A 12350-nucleotide genomic window follows, 5' to 3' on the forward strand; every position below is an offset into this window, starting at 1 on the left:
CCATCCGAAGTCTCGCAAAGAAAACTGACAATCTAGTGAATAGTAAGGCGCACCTGCGGCGCGACAGCGCCGCCCACCCCTTTCTCTAACCTGGTAGGGCTGCGCTGCCGCGCAGCCGTCCGAAGTTCTACAGGAACCACCGCTATTTAGCGTGTGATAGAACGACACTCCGCTCCGCCCCCAAAGTCCCGCAGGGACGACAGAAATTAGCCCAGCAATTTATTGCTGGGTGTTCAAACCATCCAACCAAGTCCTGCTAAGGACGAAAGAAAACTTAATCTCTACACCACACCTCCCGCCACCCACCGCCCCTTAATTTGGGAGGGCGAACGTACCCGCGAGCCGTAACCCTGTCTTCTCCTCCCAACACACCAACTCAAAACGTGACGGACCGAAACCGCCGTGCCACCGCCGTCCCCTCCGAGAACCTCGAAGTAGGTTCCGCAACAAAGCCCAGGGTTGGTTCGCCCCGAACCTACCCTGGGAAAAATTCCCGCAAAAAAAACTATCCCGAGCGCAGCGAGGCAAGCCCGTACGCCAACACCGAATATAATAAAACTCCCATCCCATTCTACCCGATCCCCGCAACCCGGAGGGTTGACGGAGATTAGCCAGGCGGTAAAGGCGCGCTCCCGCGCCGACACCTCCGGACCTCCAATCCCGTTTACGTTTGCATCCTGAAAGGATGCCGGAACCACAACCGATAATTCGTCGCAAGCCGATCTTTTCTGGAACCTCCGCTCCACCATCCGAAGTCTCGCAAAGAAAACTGACAATCTAGTGAATAGTAAGGCGCACCTGCGGCGCGACAGCGCCGCCCACCCCTTCTCTAACTTGGTAGGGCTGCGCTGCCGCGCAGCCGTCCGAAGTTCTACAGGAACCATCCGTATTTAGTGTGTGGTAGAACGACACTTTGCTCCGCCCCCAAAGTCCCGCAGGGACGATAGACCTTAGCCCAGCAATTTATTGCTGGGTGTTCAAACCATCCAACCAAGTCCTGCTAAGGACGAAAGAATTCTCAAAGTAAAAAGACGCGGACGCATTCACCACCATAAAATTCTACCGCACAGTAGGGCGGCACTCCGCACCACCTCCCATTTTTTTAGTTCTATCTGAGAACTTCAACGAAGTTCCGCAACCAAGCCCAGGGTTGGTTCGCCCCGAACCTACCCTGGGGAAAAATTCCCGCAAAAAAACTATCCCGAGCGCAGCGAGGCAAGCCCGTACGCCAACACCAAATATAATAAAACTCCCATCCCATTCTCCCCACCCCCGCAACCCGGAGGGTTGACGGATATTAGCCGGGCGGTAAAGGCGCGTTCCCGCGCCGACACCCCCGGGGCACCAATCCCATTCCCGTTTGCATCCTGAAAGGATGCCGGAACCACAACCGATAATTCATCGCAAGCCGATCTTTCCTGGAACCTCCGCTCCACCATCCGAAGTCTCGCAAAGAAAACTGAAATCTAGTGAATAGTAGGGTCGAACCGCGGCGCGACAGCGCCGCCCACCCCTTTCTCTAACCTGCTAGGGCTGCGCTGCCGCGCAACCGTCCGAAGTTCTCCCGCCACCCACCCCCCCTTAATTCGGGAGGGAGAGCGTACCCGCGAGCCGTAACACCGTCTTCTCCTCCCAACACACCAACTCAAAATGTAATGGACCGAAACTGCCGCTCCACCATCCCCTCCAGGAACCTCGAAGCAGGTCACCTACTTGAACTCATCATGATCTCATTCACATTGGTTTCCCTCGCCAATTTTTAAAACCCGTAAAATTTTCCGACAACTCAAACGATCTGCTTCCACTATCGTAAAGATAAAAAAACAAAAACCGCATCTCCCTCGCGGGAGATGCGGTTGTAATTTGTGCTCTAACCGCGATTATTTGCGGAAACGGCGGGAGACCAGGCCCAAACCAGCGAGGGCGAAGGACATCAAGCCCATCGTGGAGGTCGCGTCCGGAGCCGAACCTGTGCCAGCGGTGATCTGAATCGCGTCACTCGCGACCGATGCGCCGTTTTGCGAGGCAGTCAGAGTGATGTCATAGGTGGCATTCGCATTCGGATCATAGTTGATCGAACCGAAGAATGGGTTCGTCAAGGTGAAATCCAAGCTCTCGCTGTTGCCGATAGTGCCAGCAGCAGGAGTATGGTTGTCGCCAATGGCCGCCGGGTTATAAGTGGCGGATTGACCAGTGAAAACATTCAGCACGGTCAACGTCAAATTATAAGCCGAGAGCTGATCCAAAGAGGACGAAACCGCGAAATCATAGTTCCAGAACGAGCGAAGGTCGCCGCCAATACCAGTGGAAACGCCATAACTGCCAACACCGAGGGTGTTCACTGGAGGAGGATTGAGAGCGAGCGGACTGGAGACGTGCGGCGTGGCATCCAACGCCAGCGTCACGGTATCCCCGCCAACAGTGGTTTGTGTGTAAGTAGATTGGCTGGGATCAATACCACCGTAAGCGTTAGGAATGCCAGTAACGGTCGGAGGAGTTCCTAACGTCTGGGCATTACCGGATACAGCAGCAATGAGAATCGCTGCAGCGGGCAAGAGGATTTTTTTCATTGTATTAATATAATTAGGTTTACGTTGACTTTAAACATCATTCCGATTGCACCATCCAGTCGCAACAGAAGTCGAAGAGGAATCAGCAAACCGTGTACCATTATTTGACACCACATGAATTGCAATCATAAACTGTTTAATATCAGAATAATATGAATAATTTCCCGCCGCTGATTAAATCACCATTCCACCGAGAAGTGTAAGCGATTCCGACGTTTTTTTACGATTCCGACAAATCTTCAATAATTCCCAGCGCGTGTGGAAACGAAAAATCTTTCATTTCATTAGGAAATACTGCTTTTTCCCTATCTTTTTTCGAGAAACCCAGCCTCACGGCACAAATGTCGGTAAAACTGTCAGTGAAAGCATTGTGTTTGTGGCGGTGAAGACCGAGCCTTGGTTCATCCACCTCTTCAGACCCACTCTTCACCGCACGCTGCCGCCTCCTATTTCAATTCAATCTCCGCCGCCTTCGCGATCCTCCCGATCCTCGGAAAAATATTCTCCATCGCAAACGCGTGCATCGCCGCCGAAGCCCCACTCGTCGCATCCTCCGCCAGCACCAAAGCATAACCCAGTTCCCACGCCTGCCGCGCCGTGGATTCCACCCCGATATTCGTCGAAATGCCCGCCAGCACCATCGTCTCCACCCCGCGCCGCCGCAGTTGCAGATCCAGTTCCGTCCCATAAAACGCGCCCCACTGCCGTTTCGTGACCAACACATCCCCCGGCTTCGCGAGCCCCTCCACCAACTCGCCAAAATTCGCCGGAAACCCGCCCGGCGGAATCGGCATCGGCTTATCCACTGGTTGCCGCAACGCATCCTTGAAATCGCTCGACCACGCCACATTCACCAGCACAACCGTCGCGCCCGCCTTGCGAAATTTTTCAGCCAGCGCCTTCGCCGTTTCAATGACCTGTTCCGACGTATAAGGCACGCACTCACGCGCCACCACGCCCTTCTGCAAATCAATCAATACCAGCGCCGTAGTTTCAGGAGAGAGTTGTATCATGGAATCTTTCAAATAATTAAGTTCACCCGAAGTCTGAATCACCCTCCCAAAACCCGCAACCCATTTCATCAATATTGGCAGGCGTTGTTGCGCCGCCGCGGTCCCTTTCTGTCTTCTCTTCGCAAACCATCACCAAGCCAAAAAAACCGGACGCGTTTACCCACGCGTCCCGTCGCTCAATAAAATTACAAATCTATTTCATCGCCACATGCGCGTGCTGCTCCGGCTCAGTCACATTAGGTTTGTTGCCCGTGATATAAGCGCGCGCCGTCTCGAAAAGATATTTCACACTGTTGAAACCGGTGTTGTCCCAGTATTCAACTTCCTGGCCGTGAACACGGATCAGCAACAGGTTCGGGTCATCCACGCCACCGGGAAACCACGTCTTGTAACTGCTCTTCCACAATTCCGCAATCGCCGACCGGTCCGAAACCAGCGACGCCCGCCCCACCAGCGACACATAAGCGCTGTGATCTTTCTGAAACACCAGCAACACCTGTTCATCGTCCCGCAACTCGTGGGCTTTTTCCGAATCGCGCCCCGTGAAAAACCAAAGCTCGTTGCTCTCCGAAATTTTCGCAATCCCCATCGGCCGCGCCCGCGGATTGCTATCGCGTCCGTGAGTGACCAGAACCGCCGTGTCAAATTTCGTGAGTAACCCGTGAATTTTTTCTGTCATCGTTTGCATAATAGATAGTATTTCGCATGAAACATGCCCGCCTTTGGTCCGCACAATCCTGCTTAAAAACCGCTTTTCCTCCCAATTCCCTTGCAAAATGTGATGCCTGTGAGCAATTTTCCTCGCAATCCGCGATGACAATTTCCCCGTCCCGATTTCTTCAAAACCCTGCGAACAATGTCATTTTTGGCATGCTTCTACCTATGATTAATTTGCCAGTTAAGGCGGTCTAACATCGCCGCGCCGCCGGACACGGCAAATCAGATCATTGTTTTGGAACTCGAACTACAAATTGACCGGGAACACATCGTCTCGGATGTCGAATCGTCTCAAGGGCTGTTATGGGGTGGTCGCGCCTGTTCGCTCGCCACCCTCGCGTTTGGGTTGATGGGCCTCGCCGGCTGGTTTTTTCATCAGCCGGCTTTCCGCTCCTTTGGACACAGCGGCGCGGAAATGAAATTCAACACCGCCCTTTGCCTCTCGCTGATTGGCTGCTCGCTGCTGCTGAATTTCAAATCCGGAAAAACCTCCCGCGCGCTCAGCATCCTCGGCTCCGCCCTCGTCCTCCTCATCGCGCTCCTGACACTTTGCGAATATTTTTTCTCGCAAAATTTCGGCCTCGATGAATTCGTCTATCAAGACTTTAACCTCATCGGCACCACCTTCGCCGGGCGCATGGCCCCGCAAAGCGCCCTCACTTTTTCGCTCATGGCCGCCGGCGCTTTTGTCCTCAACTGCCCGATCCCGCGCCTGCGGCGCACCGCACATTGGGCCGCGCTCGGCAGCATGATCTTCCCGGCGCAAGCCATCATCGGTTACCTGCTCGGGCACATGACCATCGTCGGCCTCGGCCCGCAAAGCGCCTACATGGCCATGCCCACCGCGCTCGCTTTCCTCGCCGGTTCCATTGCCCTGCTTCTGCGCGATCCTGATCGCGACCTCATGGAATCGCTCACCGCGCGCACGCAAGCCAGTTCCGTCTTTCGCCGCTTGCTCGTCACTTCCCTCGTCCTGCCGCTCGCGCTCGGCTGGTTCGCGCTGCACATCGCCGGCGGCAAAATCCACTCCGCCGAATACAGTGTCGCCACTATCGCCTTCGCCACGACCTTCCTCTTCGTCGGCCTCACCTGGTTCAACGCCGCTCGCCTCAATGCCGCCGCCCACGCCCTCGCCCAGCGCGAACATCGCTATTCGCAACTCGTCGAAAATATCCCCGACGTCGTCTTCCGCCTCGACCGCCAATTTCGTTACCTCTACATCAGCCCCACCATCGAAAAATTTTCCAGCCTTCCCCCCGCGCAATACCTCGGCAAAACCATCGCCGAAACCGGCACCACGCTCGAACTATGCGAGCGTTTTGAAACTGCCTGCCAGCAGGCGCTCAAATCCTTCCACGAACAATCCTTTGAATTTGAATTCGGCGGCCGCGTGACGCTTACCCGCATCATCCCCGTTTCCTCCGATAACGAAGGCGAGACCCTCCTCGGCCTCACCAGCGACATCACCCAGCGCAAGGTCGCCGAAGCTGCCTTTCGCGATACCCAGGACCGCCTCGAAGCCACGCTCGCCGCCACCCAGGTCGCCACCTGGACCTGGGATGTTCCCAACGACCGCCTTTTCGCCGACAAAAATCTCGCCCGCTTTTTTTCCGTGTCCGTGCAGGACGCCGCCGGTGGTTCCATCCAAAAATATCTCCACGCCATTCACGCCGAGGATCGTCCAAAAGTCGAAGCGGCCATGATCGAGACGCTGCATAATCATCAAAGCCAATATGAAATGGACTACCGTCTCGTGCAGCCGGACAAAACCGTCCGCTGGGTCACCGCGCGCGGCAAAGTTGAGCGCGACCTCCACGGCAAACCATTGCGTTTCTCCGGCGTCGTCATGGACATTACCGAACGCCAGCGCACCGAGGCTGCTCTTTCCCGCGCGCGCATCGAACTCGAACAGACCAACCAAAACCTTGAAGCCACCATCGCCGAACGCACCGCGCGCCTGCGCGAAACCGTCCAGGAACTCGAAGCCTTCTCCTACAGCATTGCCCACGACATGCGCGCGCCCCTCCGCTCGATGGTCGGTTTCAGCACCTTGCTCGACGAGGAATTCGGCCCCCGCTTTGACGAAACCGGCCGCGAATATCTCCACCGCCTCATCGCCTCCGCCACCCGCATGGACCACTTGATAGTGGACATCCTCAATTACAGCAAAGTCGTCCGCGGCGAATTAAACCTCGACTCCGTGGACGTCGAAAAGCTCACCCTCGAAATCATCGAGTCATACCCCGCACTGCTCCAGGCTCGCTCCGGCATCACCATCGCCAGCCCGATACCTCCCGTCATCGCCAACCAGGCCGCACTGACTCAAGTTATCTCCAACGTCCTCGGCAACGCCGTCAAATTCGTCGCCCCCGGCGTCAAACCGCAAATCCGCCTATGGGCCCAAACTCCGCAAACCTCCGCCACCGACACTAATCCCGTGCCCGCCGGTTCTGTGCGGCTTTGGTTTGAAGACAACGGCATCGGCATCCCCAAAGAATCCCAGCCACAACTCTTCAAAATATTCGTGCGACTCCATCGGCCCGAAGTCTATGAAGGAACCGGCATCGGCCTCGCCATCGTCAAGCGCGCCGTCGAACGCATGGGAGGGACCGTCGGCCTCGAATCCGAACCCGGCCACGGAACCCGCCTCTGGGTCCAACTCCGCCAAGCCACCGAACCTCCGACCTCTCCCGTACTAACTTAATCCAGTTTTTATCCCTTTCAGTCAAAACCGCCGAGACATCAGTTCGTCGTGGCCGAACGGAGTTATCACTCCGTGTCCATTTTTGAGTCCTATCTGAGAACTTCAACGAAGTTCTGCCTGCAAAGCCCAGGGTTGGCTCGTCCCCGAGCCTACCCTGGGGAAAATCCTGGCAAAAAAAAACTATCCCGAGCGCAGCGAGGCAAGCCCGTACGCCAACACTGAACACAATAAAACTCTCATCATTCCGCCTCCATCTCTCCTCCCCGTTCCCCAACACGCAAATTGCCTCCCAGCCCTCAAAAAACCCTCGCAAACTGCGCCCCCGTCATTTCCCACCACGCACAAACCCGCGAAAACCTCCGCTGGCATTTTCCAAGCTAAAAACTTCCTCGTTATGATACGAAAACTTGCCAGCGGAAAATTCCGCCTTTACTCCCTCAAGAAAAATCCGGGCACCGGACGCAAGCGCAACCTCGGCACCTTCAACTCCCGCGCCGCCGCCGAAAAACATGAACGCGCCGTCCAATATTTCAAACACCACTGAACCAAAATCCAACCATACTTATGCCACAAGGTGATAAATCCAGCTATACCGGCAAACAAAAACGCCAGGCCGAACACATCGAGGAAGGCTATGAGAAACGCGGACTCGGCACCAAAGAATCCGAACGCCGCGCCTGGGCCACCGTCAACAAAATGACCCACGGCGGCAAAAAAAGCGGTTCCGGCCGCGGCAAAACCGAGAACCACGCCCCCGCCCGCAAAGGCGGTCGCCTCGGCGGACGCGCCCGTAAAAAATCCTGATTCATTTCAGCCACGGATTGAACACCGATCAAACATGGATTCTCCAATTCCGTGTTTCTTCCGTGTTCAATCCGTGGCAAAAAAACTTCCTCAGTACCTCCGCGCCTCCGCGTCTCCGCGGTTAAAAACGGCTCTTACACTTGCCCCTTTTTTATCTCCTTTAGCCTCGGCGCATCCTCAAAATTTTTGTAATACTCATCCAGCGGATAGCATCCCGACCGAAGCCCGTTGCGCGGTGCCGTCGTGCAATCGCTGAATGTGCGGCAGATGAATTTCGCCTCGAGTTTTCCCTTCGCCGTCGCGTCCGCGAGCATCGCCGGATACGATAACACCGCGCGCCCGAGTCCCACCGAATCCACGTGCCCGTGCCGCACATAATACTCCGCCACCTGTGGCAAATATTCCTGCAAATACGAGTAACCCGTTCCCACCAAAATCAATTTCGGAAACTTCGCCTTCAATTCCTTCACCACATTGATCTGCCGCGCCACGCCCACCAGCGGATCTTCTGGCGGCTGATACCCATCCGACGGTGGATAAATCGCCGGACGCTGGATATGCGGATTATAATATGGACTGCCCGCCGTGAGATTCACCAGATGAATTCCCAGCGTCTCGAACCAGCGCAGCAACTCCACCGTCTCCGTCAAATCATACTCCACCGGATTGTCCTGCTTCGCGCCGAACGCATATTGATACGGCAGACAATTTGAAAAATCCTCCGGCACGCCCGGCCCGAGCTTGCCCGGCTTCGCCTGCGTGGGATCCGGCTTGAACGGCACGAAATCAAAAGCGCTCAACCGCACACCGATCTCCAGCTTCGGCGACGCCGCCCGGATTCCCGCCACGATCTCGCGCAACATCCGCGTGCGATTTTCAAACGACCCGCCGAACATTCCCGCCCGCGTATGCGCGCTCAAAAATTCATGCAGCAGATAACCGTGGCAATGTTTGATGTCCACGAAATCCGCGCCCGCCTCCGCCGCGATTTTCGCCGCCGCAATATAATTCTCGATCAACCTCTTCAACTCGTCATCCGTGAACATCTGCTCGTCGCTCGTCACGTTGAATTTTTTGTCCAACAGCGGATGCCGATACGCCACGCGCGGCTCCATTTTTTTCTTGTCGCGCGGCTTGCAGAAACGCCCCGAGTGCGTGAGTTGAAAACCGATCACCAAATCATCCGTGCGGCCATATTTTTCACGATGCGCCGTCACCAGCGTTTCGCGCAATTTCGCGATGCCTGCCTGGTTCTCCTCATTGAGGATGATCTGGTTCGGATTCGCGCGTCCATCGGGATGCACCGCCATCGCCTCGCCGCCCCAGATCAATTTCGCCCCGCTCTCGCCGAACCGTTGCCACCGCCGGATCATCGGCTCCGTCACGCCACCCGTTTCAGTGCCGTCCCAGCCTTCCATCGGATGAATCGCCCAGCGATTCCCAATCGTGCGGCCCTTGAACGGTATCGGCCTGGTCAACGCCGACTCTGCGCCGGTGAAAATTTGTTTCTCGAACCGCAAATCAATATTCAGGCTGCGGACGTGTTCGCCAAAAGCCTCGATGCTTTTCAGCGACGGCACGCGAACAATGGTAATGGGTGGCATGGTTTCTTTCGTTTTCCTCAGAGAAAAAATTTGTAATACGGCTGCTCCGTCGCCTCGCGCAAAATCATCAGCGCTAATTCGCGAAGATGGTAATCCCCCCACATCGCCGATTCGCCGCAAGGAATCTTTTTACCCGGCGGAACATAATCCCAGCCATTGGGCCGGTGATACACCGTGTGCAACAAAAGTCCTTCATGATTCGCCTCGCGCGAAAGATACGGCTCGGCAAATAAATTTTTCGCAAGCGTCAACGCAATACCCCGCATCTTCTCTCCTTCCGTTCCGCGCCCGTGAGCGCAGAAATAATTTCCCAACCGCAAAAATCCCTGCGCCGCAATCGCCGCCGCCGAACTATCCACCGGCTCATGTTCATTATACGGGTCCGCCACGCGATTTAAATAATCACCCATCTTCGCGAGCCCCGGCGCGCCTGTGTCCCAATAAGGAATTCCATCCGCCGGCGTCTGCTCCACCCAGAATTGCGCGATCGCTTCCGCTGTTTGTGTAAGCCGTTTTAAAACTTTCGCCTTCGGAAAACTTTTCGGAAATTCTTCCGCCGGCAACTCCGTCAAAAATTCCAGTTGCTCCGCCGCCCCGCACAAAATCCACGCCTGCCCGCGCGTCCACGTCGTAAACGGCGAATAACCCTGCTGCGTGCTCGGGCAGCGATAACTTCCATCGTTCAAATTAAAAATGGACTCATGCACCACGCGCCCGGGAACGTCATACGCATCGCGTCCCTTGCCGAAATAAACATTATATTCCACCGTCGCCTCGACGTGCTGCAGCAGCCGCGCCAGCAAATGAATTCGACTGTCCTTTTCCCCCATCAGGCAATGGCCAAGTTGATGCCCCACCGCCAGCGCGCGCAACGAACGGATCGTATCACTGAACAGCGAATGCGGCCCGTTAAATGAATAAATATATCCCCGGTCCGGCGAAAGCTGCGTCCAGCGCGACGCCTGGATCGCCCCCGAAAGTTTCACCGCCAATTCGTAAAAATTCTGTTCCCACACATTCGACGGAATGCGGTCCTCGCGCATCAGCCGCAATAGATTTCCGTACGTGCTGATGTTGTTGAAGCCGTGGTCATGCACGCCGATATGACTCACGTGCGATGCCATCTTTTGCACCGTCGCCGCGCGCCCGATTTCCAAAAACTTTTCATCGCCCGTCGCGTCGAATTGCAAAATCGCCGAGCCGTATTGAAAGCCCTGCGTCCATTCCGTCCAGCCGCGCGCGGTATATTTTCCCTTCACGGTGAAAACCGGCGCGCCGGAATTATTTTTCCACCGCTTTTCCAGCCGAAGGATTTTCTCCGCCGACAATTCAAAAACTTCCTGCGCTTGCGGCAGCAATTTTTCCGCCGTGAGGCGCGTCTCAATTTTTTTCATGATGAAATTGTTTGTGCGGATGCGCGCTAGAGCCGGCGCAAATGAAAACCGCCGTCGAGGTAAATAACTTCCCCGGTCGCGTATGGAAAACTCCCCCGCAAAATCGCCTCGACGGCCAGCCCCACATCCTCCGGTTTGCCCCAGCGCTTTTGCGGAATCAAACCGTCGGCGATCAGCTTGTCATATTTTTCCTTCACGCCCGCCGTCATGTCCGTCTCCATGATGCCCGGCCGGATTTCAAAAACCTGCGCGCCTTCGCCTGCAAGCCTTGTCGCCCATAATTGACTCGCCATCGCCAGCCCCGCTTTCGACAAACAATACTCGCCGCGATTGACCGATGCCGTGTCCGCCGAAACCGACGTAATGAAAATAATTTTATAACCGCCCGCCAGCCGGCATTGGTTCGGGTGTTTCAAAAAGTGCCGCGCCGCGAGTTGCGTGAGAAAATATGGCCCCTTCAAATTGACGCCCATTACCTCGTCGTAACTTTCCTCGCCCACCTCGGTGATGTCCGCACGCACCCGCGGCGCCATGCCCGCATTATTCACCAACGCATCGAGCCGTCCGAATGCCGCAAGCGTCGCATCGAACAGCCGTGCCCGATCCGCGCTCAAGGCAATATTCCCCTGCACCGGCGCAAACTTCTGCTCGCATATAGCCGCCCGCTCACAAAGTTGAATCGTCTCACGCGCGGCGGCTTCGTTCCCCTGGTAATGAATCGCGACATCACAGCCAAGCCGCGCGCAACTCTGCGCAATGCCGCGCCCCAGCCCGCGACTCGCCCCCGTCACCAGAACCACAGGATTCGCGCTCATTGATTTTTGCGGGGAACATTTTTCGCCGCCGCCACAAATTCGCCCGCCAGCTTCGTCAGCATCGGCCAATTCGAGTCCCGCAAAATCTCCGCCGACACCAATGACGACCCCACTCCCAGCGCGCAGCAACCCGCCTTCAAAAATTCCGCGACATTATGCAAATGCACCCCGCCCGTCGGCACGATGCGTAAGTGCGGCAGCGGCGCGTGCAACGCCTTGATATAATTCACGCCCAAACCGTCCGCCGGAAAAATCTTGATGAAATCCGCCCCCGCCTCGTACGCCGTCTGCGCCTCCGTCGGCGTATAAGCTCCCAGCATCACCGGCTTGTGCGCCGCCTGCGCCGCCATCACAATTTCCGGCCGCACGATCGGACTCACCACAAACTCCGCGCCCGCCGCAATCGCTTCCGTGCAAGTCCGCGCATCCAGCACCGTGCCCACGCCGATCAACGCGCGCGCCCCGAATTTCTGGCTCGCCTCACGAATTGCCGCCAGCGCATTCGGCGTCGTCATTGTGATCTCAATCGCCATCACCCCGCCCGCCAGCAGCGCCTCAGTCAACGCCGGAATTTGCTCGGCGGATTTTCCCCGCACCACCGCAATGATCCCCGGATCCAGCAGCCGCGCGACGATTTCATTTTTGGAACGCATGAACGGGTTTATAAATAATTATTAATTCTTTATAACCGCCCCGCGCGCGTCGCCGCAATCTGTTTTTATTTCTACC

9 protein-coding genes and 1 pseudogene are annotated in these 12350 nt (G+C 56.1%); 3 read left to right on the forward strand and 7 right to left on the reverse strand.

The annotated features are described in order from the left end of the window. Positions 1-1880: 1880 nt before the first annotated feature. The 3 genes from VH413_00005 to VH413_00015 all read right to left on the reverse strand — a co-directional run bounded on the left by VH413_00005 (position 1881) and on the right by VH413_00015 (position 4271). Positions 1881-2570 (reverse strand): hypothetical protein, encoded by a 690-nt coding sequence (locus tag VH413_00005; protein ID HEX3797054.1) that lies wholly within the window; start codon positions 2568-2570, stop codon positions 1881-1883. A 446-nt stretch (positions 2571-3016) separates the two neighbouring features. Further along, positions 3017-3583 carry a hydrolase gene (locus VH413_00010; protein HEX3797055.1) on the reverse strand — a complete coding sequence of 189 codons (567 nt, stop codon included), beginning with the start codon at positions 3581-3583 and terminating at the stop codon, positions 3017-3019. A gap of 193 nt (positions 3584-3776) precedes the next feature. Next, on the reverse strand, positions 3777-4271 hold the full coding sequence (locus VH413_00015; GenBank protein ID HEX3797056.1) for a pyridoxamine 5'-phosphate oxidase family protein: 495 nt from the start codon (positions 4269-4271) through the stop codon (positions 3777-3779). A gap of 264 nt (positions 4272-4535) precedes the next feature. On the opposite strand from VH413_00015, the gene VH413_00020 reads away from it, so the two are divergent. The 3 genes and pseudogenes from VH413_00020 (at position 4536) to VH413_00030 (ending at position 7793) form a co-directional block, all read left to right on the forward strand. Then, complete coding sequence (locus tag VH413_00020) at positions 4536-7004, forward strand: ATP-binding protein (GenBank protein HEX3797057.1); 2469 nt, start codon at positions 4536-4538, stop codon at positions 7002-7004. A 394-nt stretch (positions 7005-7398) separates the two neighbouring features. Continuing rightward, the gene (locus tag VH413_00025) at positions 7399-7548 is read left to right on the forward strand and encodes a hypothetical protein (GenBank protein ID HEX3797058.1); all 150 of its coding nucleotides are present in this window, start codon (positions 7399-7401) and stop codon (positions 7546-7548) included. 20 nt (positions 7549-7568) lie between these two features. Beyond that, a pseudogene (locus tag VH413_00030) lies at positions 7569-7793 on the forward strand (plasmid stabilization protein). 149 nt (positions 7794-7942) lie between these two features. Here VH413_00030 and VH413_00035 read toward each other — a convergent pair. From VH413_00035 to VH413_00050, 4 genes are read right to left on the reverse strand one after another with little or no spacing between them, the layout of a single operon-like run. Beyond that, on the reverse strand, positions 7943-9412 hold the full coding sequence (locus VH413_00035; GenBank protein ID HEX3797059.1) for an NADH:flavin oxidoreductase: 1470 nt from the start codon (positions 9410-9412) through the stop codon (positions 7943-7945). 17 nt (positions 9413-9429) lie between these two features. Continuing rightward, positions 9430-10806, reverse strand: a complete 1377-nt coding sequence (locus VH413_00040; protein ID HEX3797060.1) for a glycosyl hydrolase — start codon at positions 10804-10806, stop codon at positions 9430-9432. Positions 10807-10832: 26 nt separating this feature from the next. Then, a complete protein-coding gene (locus VH413_00045; protein ID HEX3797061.1) occupies positions 10833-11621 on the reverse strand; it encodes a 3-ketoacyl-ACP reductase in 789 nt (262 codons plus the stop codon). Continuing rightward, complete coding sequence (locus VH413_00050; GenBank protein HEX3797062.1) at positions 11618-12274, reverse strand: bifunctional 4-hydroxy-2-oxoglutarate aldolase/2-dehydro-3-deoxy-phosphogluconate aldolase; 657 nt, start codon at positions 12272-12274, stop codon at positions 11618-11620. Before VH413_00050 ends, VH413_00045 begins: the two co-directional genes overlap by 4 nt. Positions 12275-12350: the final 76 nt, after the last annotated feature.

This window comes from Verrucomicrobiia bacterium (assembly GCA_036268055.1).
In the GTDB taxonomy this organism is placed as follows: domain Bacteria; phylum Verrucomicrobiota; class Verrucomicrobiia; order Limisphaerales; family Pedosphaeraceae; genus DATAUW01.